Annotated in this window: 14 protein-coding genes and 1 tRNA gene; 9 read left to right on the forward strand and 6 right to left on the reverse strand. The window is 45.1% G+C overall.

What is annotated here, in order from left to right; translation table 11 throughout:
• Positions 1-92: 92 nt before the first annotated feature.
• A complete protein-coding gene (gene sppA / locus H735_RS01660) occupies positions 93-1943 on the reverse strand; it encodes a signal peptide peptidase SppA (RefSeq protein WP_009707309.1) in 1851 nt (616 codons plus the stop codon).
• 226 nt (positions 1944-2169) lie between these two features.
• Between sppA and H735_RS01665 the strand changes: the two genes are divergently transcribed.
• From H735_RS01665 to H735_RS01675, 3 genes are all read left to right on the forward strand, one after another.
• Positions 2170-4182: an NADPH-dependent 2,4-dienoyl-CoA reductase gene (locus H735_RS01665; RefSeq protein WP_009707308.1), complete on the forward strand. Its 2013-nt coding sequence runs from the start codon at positions 2170-2172 to the stop codon at positions 4180-4182.
• Positions 4183-4352: 170 nt separating this feature from the next.
• A complete protein-coding gene (locus tag H735_RS01670; RefSeq protein ID WP_009707307.1) occupies positions 4353-4901 on the forward strand; it encodes an NAD(P)H nitroreductase in 549 nt (182 codons plus the stop codon).
• A gap of 102 nt (positions 4902-5003) precedes the next feature.
• Positions 5004-6971 (forward strand): DNA topoisomerase III, encoded by a 1968-nt coding sequence (locus H735_RS01675; RefSeq protein ID WP_020195690.1) that lies wholly within the window; start codon positions 5004-5006, stop codon positions 6969-6971.
• A gap of 62 nt (positions 6972-7033) precedes the next feature.
• Here H735_RS01675 and H735_RS01680 read toward each other — a convergent pair whose 3' ends face one another.
• Positions 7034-7240: a hypothetical protein gene (locus tag H735_RS01680; protein ID WP_009707305.1), complete on the reverse strand. Its 207-nt coding sequence runs from the start codon at positions 7238-7240 to the stop codon at positions 7034-7036.
• Between the two features lie 149 nt (positions 7241-7389).
• Positions 7390-8079, reverse strand: a complete 690-nt coding sequence (locus H735_RS01685; protein ID WP_020195689.1) for an SDR family oxidoreductase — start codon at positions 8077-8079, stop codon at positions 7390-7392.
• Between the two features lie 281 nt (positions 8080-8360).
• On the opposite strand from H735_RS01685, the gene H735_RS01690 reads away from it, so the two are divergent.
• The 3 genes from H735_RS01690 to H735_RS01700 all read left to right on the forward strand — a co-directional run bounded on the left by H735_RS01690 (position 8361) and on the right by H735_RS01700 (position 11986).
• On the forward strand, positions 8361-9281 hold the full coding sequence (locus tag H735_RS01690; RefSeq protein WP_020195688.1) for a histone deacetylase family protein: 921 nt from the start codon (positions 8361-8363) through the stop codon (positions 9279-9281).
• Between the two features lie 534 nt (positions 9282-9815).
• Entirely contained in the window at positions 9816-10991 is a 1176-nt protein-coding gene (locus H735_RS01695; protein ID WP_020195687.1) for a YjgN family protein, read from the forward strand.
• Complete coding sequence (locus tag H735_RS01700) at positions 10991-11986, forward strand: M48 family metallopeptidase (protein ID WP_020195686.1); 996 nt, start codon at positions 10991-10993, stop codon at positions 11984-11986. Before H735_RS01695 ends, H735_RS01700 begins: the two co-directional genes overlap by 1 nt.
• Before the next feature lie 225 nt (positions 11987-12211).
• Here the strand turns inward: H735_RS01700 and H735_RS01705 are convergent.
• The 3 genes from H735_RS01705 to H735_RS01715 form a co-directional block, all read right to left on the reverse strand.
• Positions 12212-12302, reverse strand: a tRNA-Ser gene (locus H735_RS01705).
• Between the two features lie 139 nt (positions 12303-12441).
• Positions 12442-14250 carry a DUF3413 domain-containing protein gene (locus H735_RS01710; protein ID WP_020196356.1) on the reverse strand — a complete coding sequence of 603 codons (1809 nt, stop codon included), beginning with the start codon at positions 14248-14250 and terminating at the stop codon, positions 12442-12444.
• Positions 14251-14272: 22 nt separating this feature from the next.
• The gene (locus H735_RS01715) at positions 14273-14500 is read right to left on the reverse strand and encodes a YejL family protein (protein ID WP_009707299.1); all 228 of its coding nucleotides are present in this window, start codon (positions 14498-14500) and stop codon (positions 14273-14275) included.
• An 85-nt stretch (positions 14501-14585) separates the two neighbouring features.
• Between H735_RS01715 and yejK the strand changes: the two genes are divergently transcribed.
• From yejK to H735_RS01730, 3 genes are all read left to right on the forward strand, one after another.
• Positions 14586-15584, forward strand: a complete 999-nt coding sequence (gene yejK / locus H735_RS01720) for a nucleoid-associated protein YejK (RefSeq protein ID WP_005432897.1) — start codon at positions 14586-14588, stop codon at positions 15582-15584.
• A gap of 110 nt (positions 15585-15694) precedes the next feature.
• Entirely contained in the window at positions 15695-17059 is a 1365-nt protein-coding gene (locus tag H735_RS01725; RefSeq protein ID WP_027726712.1) for an Hpt domain-containing protein, read from the forward strand.
• Positions 17060-17171: 112 nt separating this feature from the next.
• A complete protein-coding gene (locus H735_RS01730) occupies positions 17172-18335 on the forward strand; it encodes a hypothetical protein (RefSeq protein WP_005439710.1) in 1164 nt (387 codons plus the stop codon).
• The last annotated feature ends 35 nt before the right edge of the window (positions 18336-18370 follow it).

The following is an 18370-nucleotide window of genomic DNA, read 5'->3' on the forward strand; positions in this document are numbered from 1 at the left end:
GGGGGAACAGTGGCGGGGATTATAGCGAAATGACATCTAATAAAAAGGGGCATCTCGCACAGAGATGCCCCTTTTTGGCTAAGCTGGGAAAGCTATTGCACTTCGCAGTTTAAACAGAAGGCGTACTGACCTTTTGGATCGTTGAAGCTTTGCATCATGCTAGCGTCTTGTTCAAACTGTTGCGCGACTGGCTGAAGGCTCTTTGGAAGAAAGCTTGTTGCATCGATGCCTAAAGAGACTTTCACCTGATTCATGAATTCTTGAATGAATTGCTCAGTCGGTGAGAGAGGCTCTTCAACCCAGTAGATTTCGTAGTTTTCAACTTCAGCAAGTTTTGCAGCAAGTTTCACGGCATCATCGAAGTCACCCATTTGGTCGACTAAACCGAACGACAGTGCATCTTGGCCTGTCCAAACGCGACCTTGTGCCACTTTATCGACTTCGTCTAATGACATATCTCGGTTTGAACCAACCAGAGAAATAAAGCGTTTGTAGCCGTGCTCAATACCCAATTGGAACGCCTCAGAAGCGCCAGTAGAGAGGCCCGTCGTGATGCCGTCACCAGAGAATGGAGATGTGCCAACACCGTCAGTGCTGATGCCAAGTTTGTTGAAACCTTTCTCGAAAGTCGTGATTACGCTGAAGATACCAATTGAACCTGTCAGAGTCGTTGGTTGAGCAACGATCTTATCTGCACTCATAGAGATCCAGTAACCACCAGATGCTGCAAGACTCGACATTGAAACCACGACAGGTTTACCTGCTTCTTTCAGTGCTTCTACTTCATTGCGAATGACTTCAGAGGCAAACGCGCTACCACCAGGGCTATCAACACGAAGTACAACCGCTTTCACTTTGTCGTCATTGCGCGCTTGACGAAGTAGGCTTGCTACCGTGTCGCCGCCCACAGTGCCGCGTGGTTGTTGCCCATCCATGATTGTGCCGCTTGCGACGACTACTGCAATGTCGTTCTCTGACGGTGCGAGATTAGGACGCATGGTCGCTAGGTAGTCGTAGTAACCAATCGCGTTGTAGCTGTCTTTACCATCGCTACCAAACTCTTTCGCAAACAGCTTACGTACGTCTTGGCGAGTAGCCAGTTCGTCGACTAAGCCCATTTTTACGGCCAGCTGTGCTAGGTCACCATCTACAGACTTCATCTCTGCAAGCAATTCATCCATAGTTGGATTTAACACTTTGGCGTCGATTTTGCGGTTGGTTGCGACGTCATCAACGAACGCACTCCAAAGTTGAGTGATCCAGCGCGTTGCTGACTCTTTTGCTGCATCCGACATGTCGTCACGAATGAATGGCTCAATTGCTGATTTGTAAGTACCTACTCGGAATACGTGAGTCGATACGTCTAACTTCTCTAACAAGGTTTTGTAGTACATAGAGTAAGAGCTGTAGCCCTTAATCAATACGCCGCCGTCTGGTGCTAGGAAGACTTTATCTGCGTAACTTGCAAGGTAGTACTGGCTTTGGTTGTAGAAATCACCGACCGCGTATACTGGCTTGCCGGAGGTTTTGAACTCATTCAGTGCTTTTGCGATGTAACGAAGTTTCGTCAGGTTAGTTTCTGGCATATCGCGAAGAGCTAATACCAACCCCGACACTTTCGGGTCATCTTTCGCATAACGAATAGTATCTACGATGTCGAACAGTACGTTCTCTTTCGGGATTTCGTTACCCAGAATTGAGCCAGCTACCGAATCCATAGGATTGACATAACGTCGCTGTTCTACGATAGGACCAGATAGGTTCATCACAAGTGCCGATTCTTTATCGACGGTAGGCTGACCTTCACCAGTGTATGTAAAGGCAAAGTAGAAGACGGCAATCATCACTAAGAAGATCAGATTCATCAGCGCGAGTCTGACAAAGGTGATGGCTTTCCATATCCCCTTGAATATCAGACCAATAAATTTGAAGAGTTTTTTCATCTTGTCTCCATAACGAGATAGTCATTCCCTAATCTTACAAAGTATGGGTTCTTATCTCTAAGATCTCAAAAGATAACAATTTTTTTAGCTTATCACGGCAATTCAACAATTGGCATACTTTAACGTGAGATTGACTTGTGTTGCAAAAATGTAAACGCTTGTTTGATTTTTTGGTTTTTGCGGCGTACTGTGGTCAGACCACAACAATAAAAATGGATGTTTAGTGATGTCTGCCATGTACCCAAATTTGTTAAAGCCATTGGACTTAGGTTTTACACAGCTACGAAACCGCGTCCTGATGGGATCAATGCACACTGGTCTAGAAGAGCACAAAGAAGGACTACAAAAGCTTGCGGCGTTTTATGAAGAACGTGCCAAAGGCGGTGTAGGTCTAATCGTGACGGGCGGTTTCTCTCCAAACCTACGTGGCCGATTACATCCTTTGAGTGCAGAATTCAGTAAGCCAAAACATGCCAAAGCACATAAGGTTGTGACTGAAGCGGTGCACAAACACGGCGGCAAAATAGCCCTACAAATTCTACATGCAGGACGCTACGCGATGCACCCATTCGCGCAGAGTGCGTCTGGTATGAAAGCGCCTATCGCTAAATTTGCACCAAGCGAGATGAGCGAGCGTCAAATCAAAAAGACCATCGAAGCGTTCGCTAATAGTGCCGAGCTGGCTCAGCTAGCGGGCTATGATGGTGTCGAGCTGATGGGCTCTGAAGGTTATTTGATTAACCAATTCTTATGTAAACGTACCAACATGCGTTACGACGACTGGGGTGGCAGTTATAAAAAACGTATGCGCTTCCCGGTTGAAATCGTTAAAGCGGTGCGTAAAGCGGTCGGTGAAAAATTCATTATCATCTTCCGTCTTTCCATGCTCGATCTGGTCGAGCAGGGCAGTACGTTTGAAGATGTGATTGAACTGGCAAAAGCGCTGGAAGAGTCTGGTGTTACCATTATCAACACTGGTATCGGCTGGCACGAAGCGCGCATTCCAACTATTGCAACTCAGGTTCCTCGTGGCGCATTCACTTGGGTGACAGAAAAAGTCAAACCTCACGTCTCAGTGCCAATCATTACTTGTAACCGTATCAATACCCCAGATGAAGCCGAGCGAATTCTTTCTTCTGGCCATGCCGATATGGTTTCGATGGCGCGTCCATTCCTCGCTGACCCTTACTTTGTTGCCAAAGCAGAGCAGGAAAAATCTCAACTGATCAACACGTGTATTGGCTGTAACCAAGCATGCTTGGACAATGTATTCAAAGGCAAAAGAGCGAGTTGTTTAGTTAACCCGCTAGCGTGTTACGAGACGGAGATTGTTGTTGAAGAGGCATTCAAGAAGAAGAACATTGCGGTAGTAGGAGCCGGTCCTGCTGGTTTGGCTTGTGCGACGACGCTGGCAGAACGTGGGCACAAAGTGGATCTGTTTGAGAAGAACGATCGCATTGGTGGTCAGTTCCGTTTAGCGATGCAGATCCCGGGCAAAGAAGAGTTTCGCGAAACCATCCGTTACTTTGCGAACCGCATTGAAGAGACGGGTGTGAATCTTCACCTAGAGACAGAAGCCAATTACGACTTGCTTACCGAATACGATGAAGTCGTCATGGCATCGGGTGTTGAACCTCGCAAGGTGAAAATTGATGGTATTGATAACCCAGAGAAAGTGATCGACTACCAAACACTGATTCGAGATAAAACGCCTGTTGGTGAGAAAGTTGCGATTGTTGGGGCTGGTGGTATTGGTGTTGATGTGGCGACCATGATAACCGAACCAGTAGGTCAAACATTAGATGATTGGCTGCATGAGTGGGGCATTGATAAAGAGATGTCTCAACCGGGCGGTTTGTATCCTTACCCTGATGCAGTTAGCGATAAAGAAGTATGGGTGCTTCAACGTCGTAAAGGGCGAGTTGGTAAAGGGCCGGGCAAAACCACAGGTTGGATTCATAAACGTACGCTAGAGAAACGTGGTGTTCACCTTTACGGTGGGGTGTCGTACGACAAGATTGACGATAGGGGCTTACACATTCATGTAAATGGCAAAGAAGAGCTGCTAGAGGCGGATAAAGTGGTGATTTGTGCAGGGCAAGAATCGGTTCGTCCGTTTGAGGACAAGTGGCATGAGCTGGGAGAGAAGCTACACATTATTGGTGGCGCAGATCATGCCGGTGAACTTGATGCGGTGAGAGCAATCCGCCAAGGCGTCAAACTTGCTGTGAAACTCTAAAACGTAACCTCAAAATAGTTTTTTCATTCGTTCTTAACCTTTTATCGCTGCGCCAAGTGCGCAGCTTTTTTTGTTCTAAATCCCTATAAAACAGGTTGTTATTCGAAAGTTTGGATTATGCTAAAGTGAGCTGCGTAAAAATAATAATTCAATCAAATAAGGACTTGCTCATGGAAGCTCTCGATCTTTTGCTCAACCGTCGTTCTATTGCCAAGTTGTCTGAGCCTGCGCCAGAAGGTAAAGCGTTGGAGAACATTATTCGTGCAGGTCTGCGCGCGCCTGATCATGCGGGTTTAACCCCTTGGCGTTTTGTGATTGCTCAAGGCGATGGCTTGAAGAAACTGTCGGATATTCTTGTTAAAGCTGCTGAAGCGGAAAACAGTGAAGAAGCGGTCGTTGAAAAAGTAAAAAATGCCCCGTTTCGTGCGCCAATGGTCATCACGGTGATTGCGAAGGTGACAGAACATGAGAAAGTCCCTGCATTCGAACAATACTTGTCAGCAGGCTGTGCGGCACAAGCGATGCAAATGGCAGCGGTAGCACAAGGGTTCCAAGGTTTCTGGCGCTCGGGTAAGTGGATGTTCCACCCAGAAGTGCATCAAGCTTTTGGCCTTGAAGGCGAAGATCAAATCGTAGGATTCTTATATCTTGGCACACCAGGTTGCACCCCAATGAAAGTGCCAGAGCGTGACCTGTCTCAGTTTGTTGAGTTTCAGTAAGCTAGAAAGTGACGCTATAACTGTTCATCTGTACAGTTTTCCTTGATTTGTTAGGGCTACATTAGATAATGTGGCCCTAATTATTATGATTTCCAAAACCTTATGTCTCGTCTGTTTATTGCTGAAAAACCAAGTCTAGGTCGCGCGATTGCGGCTGCACTACCAAACCCTCAAAAGAAAGATCAAGGCTTTATCCGTTGTGGTAATGGTGACGTCGTGACTTGGTGTATCGGTCACTTGTTAGAGCAAGTTGAACCTGATGCCTACGATGAACGCTATAAAAAATGGAATATAGCTGACTTACCGATTATTCCTCAGCAATGGCAGTTAAGACCGAGAAAAAGTGCCAGTAAACAGCTTACGGTAATACGTAAACTCCTTAAAGATGCGACAGAAGTTATCCATGCAGGCGACCCAGATCGAGAGGGGCAATTGTTGGTGGATGAGGTGTTGGACTACTGTAAGCTCTCCAAAACCAAGAAAGAAGCGACACAACGACTTCTCATTTCAGACTTGAACTTACCCGCGGTTAAGCGTGCATTGAGCTCAATGCGCAGCAATCGCGATTTCATTCCTCTTTCTGTTTCGGCTTTGGCGCGTTCTCGTGCTGATTGGCTTTACGGAATGAACATGTCTCGCGCCTATACTTTGCTGGGCCAAAAAGCAGGCTACCAAGGCGTATTATCGGTCGGGCGAGTCCAAACCCCTGTACTTGGTTTAGTGGTGCGTCGCGACGAAGAAATCGAAAACTTTGTACCCAAAGACTATTTCACTCTGCATGCATTGATCCCTTATCAAGATCAAAATGGTTCGTTTGATATTCGCGCTCGTTGGAAGCCAAGTGAGGCATGCAAACCTTGGCAAGATGAAGAAGGTCGAGTTCTTAACCGAAAGCTCGTTGAGAACGTAGCAAATCGCATTGCTAACCAGCCTGCGAAAGTCACGGAATCCGAGCAAAAGCAAACGAAGCAGTCTGCGCCACTTCCTTATTCACTGTCAGCCTTGCAGATTGATGCTGCCAAACGCTATGGCATGAGTGCCCAACAGGTTTTAGATACTTGTCAGGCGTTGTATGAGAAGCACAAACTGATCACGTATCCACGTTCTGATTGTCGTTACTTACCGATGGAGCATTATTCTCAAGCGGGTTCTGTCACTTCCGCTATTGCTAACAATGCCAAAGAGCTACAAAGCGCGGTGCAAGGTGCGGACTTATCGATTAAGTCTAAAGCGTGGAACGACAAAAAAGTCGATGCTCACCACGCAATCATTCCAACACCAAAACAAGCAAATGTGAATGCATTATCAGGTAATGAGATGAAGGTGTATCAGCTCATTGCACGTCAATATTTAATGCAATTCTATCCAGCTGCAGTTTATGCGGAAGCGAAGCTCGTCTTTGATATTGCTGGTGGTACGTTTATCGCTAAAGGTCGCCAGCTTGTTTCTCCGGGCTGGAAAGCGTTGATGGGGAAAACGGACAAAGAAGACGATGGTATCGATGCTGTGCCACCACTTGCTGAGGGCACCGTGCTGACTTGTCGTGAAGGTGAAATCAAAGATCGTAAAACAGAGCCGCCAAAGCATTTTACTGAGGCAACACTGCTTCAAGCCATGACGGGCATCGCTCGTTATGTCGCAGATAAGGAACTAAAGAAGATATTACGTGAAACCGATGGTCTGGGCACAGAAGCGACGAGGGCTGGCATTCTTGATACCTTGTTCAAACGCCAGTTGCTGACTCGTCAGGGGAAATCGATTTTGAGCTCACCAGCAGGACGTGGCTTGATTCATGCCTTGCCAATGGATTCGACGTACCCGGATATGACCGCGCATTGGGAACACCAATTACAAGGAATGGCAGAAAGAAATCAAGCGTATCAACCTTTCATGCAGGCGTTAGAACAACGTATAGACGGGCTGATGGGCGAAGTGAAATCAGGTCCGATTCCGGAATCTCTGCGTCATCTTCCTAAAGTAGAGCGACCAGCATTCAAGCGTAAGAAGCGCAGTTACAACAAATCTGGTGCATCAAAAACGACGACCACCAAACGTAAATCCTCTAAATAACTCATGTTTACTTACAATCAAGCGGCACCATCCAGTGCCGCTTTCTTATATTAAGGTCATGGCTAGTCGAACAAGTTATCGTTCTTGTCGATTGCGCCTCTGACGTCATCTTGAGTTAATACTCGTTTACCTAAATCCTGTTTTACTTGTCGTCCTAAGTCGATCAGCGTATCGCGATTCGCTTGAGTTTGACGTTTACCTGCACTTCTTAAGCAGTAATTGAGCTCATGATCTTCACTGAAATTCACCAGATCTTTATCTGCTGCCATGGTTACTCTCCTTAGTGGGGTTAATACCTCACTAAGTCTGGATAGGAAACGGTGAAATTCAAGTTAAGTAATGAGATTGGAGAAGTGGAGAATGGCGACGAAACCAGGAACCTTTCGTCGCCTGACATTAACTTATTGATAGTTGACTATTACCAAGGAAGTTCGGTGCCATCATAGTTAATAAACTGCCCCGAATTTTCTTTCGTGCTTTGCTCAATCACTTTTGCTAAACCATCAGCAGACGTTTGGGTGTCGATAAGGGCATTAGGCCCACCCATTTCAGTACGTACCCAGCCCGGATGAAGTGCCAAGACTGTGAAGCCCTCATCGGTTAGGTCGTTACTTAAACTTTTAACCACAGAGTTGAGCGCTGCTTTGGAAGAGCGATAGATGTAACCACCACCAGAGGTGTTTTCCGTCATGCTGCCAACTTTAGAGGAGATACACGCAATTTTCTTCGTTTTGCCTTGTTGTAGCAGCGGATAAAAGCTTTCCACTAGCTTTAATGGGGCGATGGTATTTATCTCGAAGACTTGTCGCCACTCTTCGATGTCGGTATTACCAAAACCATAGCCTTTAGGCCCGTAGTAACCGGCATTGTTGATCAGTAGATCGATTGCTGGGAGTTCGCTTGCGAGTTGGGCGACTCCTTGGTAATCCGACACGTCTAATTCATGTAGCACCAAGGTACTATAACGCGATGCTAATGCGTGTAGTGCTTTACTTTCTGTTAGGTTACGGCTTGTCGCGTGAACTTGAGCGCCTTGTTGCAAATAGAGCTCGGTTAAACTCAAACCGATACCGCGATTCGCACCAGTAATAAAGACTGTCTGACTCATGAGTACACCTATCTGTCTGATTCAAGGGGTTAAGTGGAAACAGAACCATTGTGTTAGCTAAGGGCGATAAAATCAACTAACCACCATGCACCTAACATCATCGACATGAACAGAGACATCGCGCAGAAAGAACCAAAGAAAGCGCCGAGTATCGTATATAAGGTTTTATTCATAACAGGTAGAAATTTAATTGATATTGAAAATCATTATCAATTAAATTTCTTTTTAATCAACTCAGGGAGTTGGTACTATTTCACAACGTTTTATGAAAAGAATGTTTCATGCTGCCACTGATTTACCACCCTATTTACTCGCAACTCGATCTACCAAATGGTCATCGTTATCCGATCATGAAATATCGCTATCTTTATCAAGCTGTGATGGAGAAACTCGCGAGTGAAGATTGGGGAGGGCAAATTGAATTCTTCCAACCAAGCCCTCTAAGTACGGATGATATTAAACGCGTGCATGATGGGGAGTATGTTGACTTGTTGGTGACGGGAGCTATGCCTGCGGCCAAAATGCGTCGAATTGGGTTTCCTTGGAGTGAGGCGTTGATAACACGGACACTGACATCCACTGCCGGAACAGTGCTGACCGCAGAAAAGGCATTAGAACATGGCGTCGCGATTCACCTAAGCGGTGGCTATCATCATGCGCACAAAAACTTTGGCAGTGGTTTTTGTCTATTCAACGATTTGGCGATTGCTGCTAAGCACATGCTTGATCATGAACACGTCGATAAAGTGATGATCATCGATTGTGATGTCCACCATGGCGATGGCACAGCGACGATTTGTGAAAGTGAACCCGACATTGTCACCTTGTCTTTCCATTGCGATAAAAACTTCCCGGCGAGAAAGCCAGACTCTGATCTTGATGTCCCTTTGAGTCGTGATACCAATGATGAAACGTATTTAATGACGTTTAAAGAGGTCGTCGAAATGGCGATTAACTTGCATCGTCCCGACATGGTGATTTACGACGCTGGTGTGGATATTCATATCGACGACGAACTGGGGTACTTCAACGTGTCGACGGAAGGTATATTTGAGCGAGACCGTTTCTTAATGCAGTTGATGAAAGACAGAGGTATTCCTGTTGCGGCTGTCGTTGGTGGTGGTTATCGAAGTGAACACGCGGATTTGGTGCCTATTCATATGCAGTTATTAAATGCCGCTGAATTCGTTTTTAAAGACTGAATCTAGAATGTTGAAAATCGAGGTAATGGACTCAGTTCTCGAATGAACATTTAGGGCTGGGAATCCTTTCCCAATTTTATTTTCCTAGCCTTTGACGTTGTCTAAAACAACAAATGGATGGATTTAGCTAATGCAGAAAGAAGATGCTCCTGCCTTATGCCGAGGCGAATATTAGGGGGCTTCGCGGTATTTAGATAGTTATAAACACCTTACAATTCGCCTGATAAAAAATGTAATCAGCAACTAACCTTTTGATTGGTAAGGTGACGTCTCAGGTTTTTGAGTTTTTTAGTGATAATGAGCCATTGTTGATTAAATTCACTGAGTGGGTGGTTTCTATCACTTTAGATGCTTTCATTTGCGCGGAAATGACCATTAAATTATTTTTTTTGGTGAATTTGAATTCATAATTAATATGTATTTTATAAATAATTGATGTTTAGTTTGCTTATGGCAGTCAAGTTTATCAATTTATGAATGAGATAGGATAACGCCTTTAAATTCATAAAATTAAATAAACTATTCGGACTGTATATGAACCATCAACGCATTTCCAATACCATCTCTTTTAAAGGGCGAGGGGGAGAGTTTTTTGGCATCTGGATTGTCAATGTTCTACTTTCTATCGTTACGCTTGGAATTTACTCTGCTTGGGCCAAAGTAAGAACAAAGCGCTACTTCTACGGTAACACGTACATCGACGGTGATAATTTTGAGTATCATGCCGAGCCAATGCAAATCTTAAAGGGGCGTTTAGTCGCGCTGGCGATTGTATTGCTATGGGGTATCGCAAACTCATTCATTCCCCAACTGGCGCTTGTGCTCTTACTTCTGTTTTATGTCGCCCTGCCATGGTTGTTATGGAGCAACGCACGATTTGATTCTGCAATGACGAGTTACCGCAATGTTCACTTCTCTTTTAATTCGTCACTAAAAGATGCATACATCAGCATACTTGGCCGAGGCTTTGGTGCAGCGCTGGCAGTCATGGTTTTCATTGGTATCTGTGTGGCGGTTGCGAGCGTTTCGCAAGCTGCGTCGGTTATTTTAGGGCTTTGCTCAGTCGTCGTTATGGCTGCACTTTATGGTTGGGTTGTGGTTGGCGTTCAACGCTACTTTGTTAATGGCTACCGTTATGGTGATTGGCAGTTTAGTGGCGAACTTGAAACCAGTTTCTTTGTAAAAACCTATCTGAAAGCCGTGGCAATCGGCCTTAGCACAGCTGTCGCGCTTGCGATTGTAGCGGTCATTGTGATGGTCGGGAGCTCAGGGCTAATGGAAGCGGCAACGGGCGACTTGGCTTCACTGAATGAATCTAGCCCTGTCATTACAATGGTTGTCATGTACCTTGGTATGATTGGCTTAACCATCGGCTTGACGGCATACACAGCAACAAGAACTCGTAACTACTTGTTCTCCCAAATGAAGCTAGAAAAAGAAGGGCAAGAAGAAAACAACTTTACGTTTAAGTCTACCTATACAGTTGATGGCTACATGTGGCTGATTATCTCAAACTTCCTATTACAAGTTGTGACCTTGAGTATTGCGAGACCATGGGTAATGGTTCGTACTTCTCGCTATGTTGCTGACAAGACGATCGTCGTTGGAGACATGAGCCAACTGAAAGCTGCAGACCAAGATTCAAAAGTAAAATCAGCGATTTCTGATGAAGTTGCACAAGCCTTCGATCTCGGTGTTGGAATCGGTTAATGCAGTTTGAAGGAACCGCGTTTCCACCAAAAAGTTCTGAGCGACATCAAGCCAAATTGGATGTCGCTCAAGCTAACTCGCTGAGTTTGGTTGTTGCTGACAATATTTTTAGCTGTGATCAGCAACATGCGGACATTACTGCTCCTGTCGGCAATCTACCCGTCAGATTTAAGCTGCCCAATGGTTGGGTTTTCGTTACCGAGCGTACTGAAGAAGTGTCTCGGTGGTTGGAGGCAAATAAAAGGTCAAGCTTTGTTGATAAAATTGAATCGAACTGGCTTGCTTGGGGCGTGTCTGCGATGGCATGTATTGCCGTTGTGCTCGGGGGATATTATTACGCGTTACCTTGGGTGAGCGACAAAGTCGCATACGCTATTCCTGACAGTGTCTCAGTTGTACTTGGCGAAAAGGTACTTCAAAGCTTGGATTCCCGTTGGGACCCGAGTGAGCTGAGTAAAGCCGAACAAGAAGCCATTCGAAGCAGGGTAGAGCAGCACTTAACGCAGTTAGAGGCATTGCCTTATCAAGTAGAGATTGTTTTCCGATCTTCTGAGCTAGGAGCAAATGCGTTTGCCTTATCTGGTGGAAAGATTGTGCTGCTCGATGAATTAGTTGCGTTGTCTAAAAATCAGCAACAGTTGGACAGTATTATTCTTCACGAGCTTGGTCATATTCATCATCGCCATATGCTAAAGAGGTTGGTGTATTCGAGTGTCCTTTCTGTTGGTGTCGCTCTTTTAACTGGTGAAAGCTCTGGCATCGTGGACAATCTTGCCGGGGCAAGTGTGTTTGTGTTGTCCAGTGGTTACTCCAGAGAAGCCGAAATACAAGCCGATGCATTCGCAAGAGAGGCGATGCTCAAGGTTTATGGCGACACAAAGCCGATGGCTGAAATGTTTGAGTTGTTCCGCAACAAAGGTTATGACGAGTTGCCTGAGTGGTTGAGTACTCATCCAGACCTCGATAAAAGGATTGAGGCAGCGAAAGGAAACTAACTCTTTCATACCAATACTTAACGATGAGAGCTCACTAAATCTTAGTGAGCTTTTTTCTTGCGTATCGGAAAGTGCCTAGAGGACCAGACCGGCTTTTTCTGAACTTGGCTGAGTGTGGGGACGCCTAGTTCGGGGTTGCGTTCAACTAGGGATTTAGAAATCCCGTAATTTCCAAAGCGCTAAAACGACGAAAGCCTCGCTATTTCTAGCGAGGCTTCTTAATAGTGGCGGAGAGATAGGGATTTGAACCCTAGATACGCTATTAACGTATGCCGGTTTTCAAGACCGGTGCTTTCAACCACTCAGCCATCTCTCCGTTGTTGACGCGAATAATATAAGGCTTTGAAAATCTTGTAAACCCCAAAATGAACCGTTTGGATGTTTACTGCACGATTTTGTGTTGTTTGTGGAGAAAAGAAACGAAAAAGCTCTCCGAGTGGAGAGCTTTTGTTCAATTAATTGCTTTTTGAATAGAAGCGCTGAAGTTCTGTCAGCCCTTGCATTAGCACTGGGAGCTTCGGTGTAGACTCTCTCAAACGCTTATAATTGTCATCATAGAGCTTATAGTTACCGAATTTGTCTATAACGGTTGTTTGTGAGCTAGTGATAAGTGCGATTTCACGCGTGTCACCAGCTAGAATCCAACGGCGACGGCTCTCATCAAATAAGTTTCGGCCACTGCTGTAATCGTAAGGGTTTGAAGATACACCCAACATATCTTGTAAAAGCGTTACAGACAAATCTAAGTGGCTCGTACTGTGCGTAAATTCGGCTGGTAGCATTCCCGGCCAGTGAATCACCATTGGTACTTGCAGTTGGTAACGGCTGTAGTTGCTGTTTGCTCCCCAGCTGTTGGTATTGGTTTCGTTAAACTCACTGCCGTGATTCGAGGTTATAACCACGATGGTGTTCGCCAGTAAGTCATTCGCTTCCAAATCAGCAATAATTTCTGCAACCGTTTTATCTGCGGATTTCACTGACTGCTCGTAAGCTTTCTTAAATCGTTCGCTGGCTGGAATTTCTTCGTTAGCAGCCATCGGCTCAGATTCAAAGTTGTCGACGGTGGTAACTTCGATGTAGCTAAACCAAGGTTTTTTCGCTTGTTCAGTTAGCCATGTATTCCAAGCTGCAATCGACTGCTTGTCGGTATGAGCTTGTGTGCCATCTAGCTCATTAGCCAGATTCAAGCCTCGGAAGATAACTTCTGAATACAGGTCATCTTCAAAACCGTTACCGCTGAATAGACCAAAGCTATAATCCTGATCTTTTAGTACGTCTAGTAATACTGGCGCACTGCCTTGCGCTTTGATGCTGCTTGCGTAGCTGCTTGGCAAGCCATAGAACAAGCCAAATGCACCGTAAGTGTCATTGCTTGAGCTGTAATGATTCGTAAAGTTTTGATTGTCTTGCGCAAACTTATACAAGTTCGGCATTTCGTTCTGGTTAAGTGCATCTGCACGAAGGTTATTCACGCTGATCATCAGCACGTTTAACTTGTTACCACGACGATTGAATTCAAGCTTTTCTAGCGGGTAGCTGACTAAATCGATGTTGCCTTGGTTCTCTGCTAGGCGTTTTAGGTACTCTTCACGGTCAAGGAGGCCATGTTTTTCCATAAAGCTCTTCGCCGTCATCGGGTATGACAATGGGAAGTTAGAGCGTTGGCTAGTAATCGGATTGTAGAAGTAAGCATCAGCCCAAATGTAAACCAAATGGCTGGTCATAAAGCTTAAGAAGAACACGGCAGCTAAAGGACGGCCAACGTGTTTATGGGAAAGTTTGCGTTGTTTGCGCCAAACCCACTCAGAAAGCGCAAGTTGCACTAGGAAAATAAGCGGCATCACCACAAAAAGGTGTTGGAGATCGGAACTGATCGCACTTTTATCTTCGCTAAACAATAGCTCCCAAACCACAGGGTTCAGGTGCAAATTAATGGATTGATACGCTTGAGTATCAATCAATAAAACGGTTTGACCAACCGTTGCGAATATCACTGCCACCAAGCGGAAAAGTTTCCTTGATGGCAGGACAAACGTCAGCGGGAATAGAACTAATAAGTACAGGGCGAAAACAAGGAAGCCAAAATGGCCAACCCAAGATGCAGCCAGATAAAATTGCCCCATAAGGGTTTCTGGCCAAGGCGATTGAACGATATAGCGTGTACCTATCAACATCGATGCAACGATGTTGAAGAATGCAAACCAGTGACCCCAACCTACTAGTCGAGATACGCGTTCGCCGTATGAGTTTCCGCTGTCTACCATGTACTTGTTCTATTATCCGTTATTAATGTGTTTTTGGCGCTTCAAGAGAAGACATCAGTGCCTGAGCAAATTTTTCAGCAATAACTTTGCGTTGTGAAGCAGCAACTTGTTGATTTAAGACATTGGTTGCGATATTTCCCGCAATCATTAGCGTCAACTCAGGAGAGGCAGCGTGTTTATCAAGTACAGCACCCACTTCAGCAAGAATTTTCTCTACTTGTTCGTCAGTATATTTAGATGTAATCGGCATAAAGACTCTAATAATGATAGTAAAAGCGGCTTATGATAACCTACAATGCCCAACAACTTAAACCTTGTAGCAAGATAAAATCACTATGAGCCTTCATCTTTCAAACGTTATTCTGCATCAATTGTGCAAAAACGATCAGGACGAACTGGTTGTTAAACTTCGCCCGGCGTCGTTAGAAAACGATACCTCTACTGAAAACCTTGTCGCGGAACTGCATCGCGTATTCCACTCGAAAGCAGGCAAAGGTTTCGGCTCTTTCCAATCAGACAGCGAATTTCAATTTTGGCTTCAAGAAATGCGCAAAGGGGAGAGAGATTTCTATGATTTCTCACAAATTAGTGCAAATCGCTTGAAAGAAGAGCTGATTAAGTACCCATTTGCTGATGAGGGTATCTTAGTCTTTGCTGAGTACCAAAGCTTAGCAACTGACTATTTGTTTATTGGTATCTTGCCAATGAACCAAAGTCTAAAAGTGACTGAAGGCTTGGATATTGATGCGACGGATTACCTAGATATCACTAAGATGGACATTGCAGCGCGCATTGATCTTTCAAGTTACGACACAGACCGTGAGTCAAATCGTTACCTTTCTTACATCAAAGGTCGCGTTGGTCGCAAAGTAGCAGACTTTTTCCTCGATTTCCTACAAGCGGATGTTGGTCTAGATACTAAGCAGCAAAACCAAGTGCTAATGCAAGCGGTAGAAGACTTTTGTGCGGATTCTAAGCTTGAGAAGCAAGAAGCGAACGAGTACAAAAAGCAGGTTTACAACTACTGTAACGAGCAAATCAAATCAGGCGACGAAGTACAAATTTCTGAACTGTCTGGTGAGTTGCCACCAAGCCAAGATGGCACAAGCTTTATGGACTTTACCAAAGAGCAAGGCTACGAGTTGGAAGAGTCTTTCCCTGGTGACCGTTCTACCGTACGCAAGCTAACTAAGTACGTTGGCGCTGGTGGTGGTTTGAATATCAGCTTTGATAGCTTGTTACTTGGCGAGCGTATTTTCTACGATCCAGAGACAGATACGCTAACGATCAAAGGTACGCCACCAAACCTAAAAGATCAGTTAAGCCGTAACTAATTGATAATAAGAGAGCATTATGCTCTCTTTTTTTATGTGAAGTGCGCACAGTCAGCGCGTGCTTCATGGTATATGCTTGTTATTAATAAGAAATAGTCGAGGGAAAAGCATTGCTGCAATTCAAAGAGGGAATTAGAAGAGCTGTCTGGCTTTTGTTTGCTGTGTGGTGTGCATTTGCCGTGGGTATTTGGCTGCAAGCGCAACAAACTATCCGCACGATCTCGACCATTGATGAACTCAGCAGCAAAGTGGACGAGGTGCGCAATATCTTCCACTTCGAATTGCCTTATCGTGCACAACACGTTGATCAAGTCTCTCTGAAGCTTCAGCTTGTTTACGCTGTTCGCTTACAACTTGAAAGCGAACATTCTGCCGGGTGGGGTTCCCCGGATTTAACTCAGCTGCTTTATTCCACAGACCGTTTTCTTGAAGGCGCTAGAACCTTTATTGGGAGCGATAGTGAGCTAGTTGCTTTCGCAGATCAGTTACACAACAGTCGCGAGTCTGTCAGCAATTCAGAGCAACTTCGCACCATGTATTACCGTTTGGGCGCTTTGGTACTGGAAGCCATGTTCAGCGACGCAGCAACAAGTGCTGACACATACCAAGAGCTGGATTTTTTGTTTACCGAATCACAGAACCTTGAATCCAAAGAACAAGCCTCATTTCAGCGTCGATTAGCGCAGACTTCAAGCGTATTGGCCGCTCACGCGCAGGGCAGCCACCTCTCTAATCAGCTGCTTAACCCCGAGTTCCCGAACCAACTGGCTTCAGTGATTAGTTCCCTTGAGCAAAAACTGACGTTTTATATCACTTTTCTTGCGTTAGTAAGTGGTTCCTTACTTGCGCTTATCTCTTGGTCTTTATTCTCTAAAACAGTGCTTGTGACGGAAGAATCGTCAACGCCAAATAAGAATGAAGAGACGCCAACCGTTCCATCTACTGCAGTTTCAAACCTAGAAAAAGCGCATTTGGTTGAAACGAAACATGAGGTGGTTGAAAAAGCAGAATCTGCGGTTCAGACAGAACTCCCTCGTCCTAAAGAGGATGATGGTGCAACGCCTCCGACTCAAAACATGGCGACCGAGAGCGAAGATTCAGACATCAAAGAGCCTTATATTGATATAGAGAAAATGCTCGACTCACTGTCTGGTGATGAAGAGTCAGTGCGCATGTTATTGGAAGTGTTCATCCAAGATCACGCTGAAGACAGCGAAAAGCTCAAAGGTCTTATTGCTGAAGGGAAGGATAAGGAGCATGCTCAACGTGTTGCGCACAGTTTGAAAGGGGTATCGGGCAGTATAGGTGCAATGCCTCTACACTATATCTCTGGGGATATCGAATCTTTAATCAAACAAGGCGAGCAAGTCTCAGACGATAAATTGGATCAGTTAGAAGATACGTTAAAGAAAACGACACTTTTTGCCGAAAGAGTTCTCAATAGTGAAAACATTCGAGAAGTGCTAACGGATTGATATTCCTCTGACTTAAAATAGAAAAGATTAAGGTATTTAAGGGACGCTCGCGAACCTGATGCCTTGGTTCGCCACTGTTCCTGTTCTACACATTTTGACCATAGGTAATTTCATGTCCATCCGTCGACTGTCCTCATTGATGGTGGCTTGTTTGGTTTTAAGTCTTTCAGGGTGTTCTCTGTTAGAGGTGAAAATCGACAGCCAAACTGTACCGCTCACCAAACAAGAGCTGAACATGCGTATTATGACGCGTGAATATGCTCAGCAATTCTTTGCTCAAGTCGAGCAAGCCGCCGATGTGCTCCAAGAAAACTATGAGCCGAGTGATAAAGTAAACCAATCCTATATTCTGCTCTGGAAAATCAATGCGGAAGAGGGGCTTCAAGCTGCTGCTTACCAAGTTTCACCAATGGCTGCTCTGATTGATACGTGGGTGTTCACTCACCAGATGAACCAGTTCTACAGTGAAGGGGCGGGCAAAGACCTATTTGCGACTGGCGAAGCAAAAAAAGTGTCTGAACATTTGGCAAAAGAAGTCGATAAACTAGCGAAATCGCTATTGAAGAAAGACGTGTACGAAAAGACCCAAGTATTCGTGGCAGACTTTGTCGAGAAGTATCCTTTTGCTGATTTAAGCATGATCAGAACGCCGGCTTACCGAGCATGGTTGCAAGCAAACCAAATCAGTGAGGAAGAAGCCGTTACTACGCTTGGTACAATGCCTGAAGCCATCGGTGATGTATCCGACCGTTTAAGTTTGGTCTCAGAACAAACACCTAAGATCATGACTTGGAAAGCGCAGTTGCTGGCACTCAACAGCTCAGCAAGTATTGAACAAGTCAACGCAGCGCTAAACAGCTTGAAGGTGACTTCTGAGTCGTTGAAGGACTTTATCGACAACAACCCTGAGTACATGCGTAACTTGGCAGAGCAGATGGCCGTTCAATTGCAGCCTCTAGTGGAAGACATTGACCAAAAAACGGAAGAGCGTTTGTCTCAGTTGAGTGATGAGCGCCAAGCTTTGGAATTGATGGTGGCGAGAGAGCGCCAAGAGATCGCTCAAATCATCACAAGTGAGCGTGAGAAGTTTGCTCAGGACCTAGACCACGTATCACAAGAGGTGGTGAATCTGGCGATGGACAAATTGATTGAGCTTGTGAAGAGCACCATCATCTACTTTATTCTGTTTATCCTAGTGATCTTCTTTGCTCCTCTCGTACTTGGTTATGCCTTGGGTAAGCGCTCTGCGGTAAGAGCCAGCACTAAATCGGCGTAATTATTTAGAAGTCACAACACGAAATTGCAGACACA

It is taken from the genome of Vibrio owensii CAIM 1854 = LMG 25443 (assembly GCF_000817815.1).
GTDB classification, from domain to species: Bacteria; Pseudomonadota; Gammaproteobacteria; order Enterobacterales; family Vibrionaceae; genus Vibrio; species Vibrio owensii.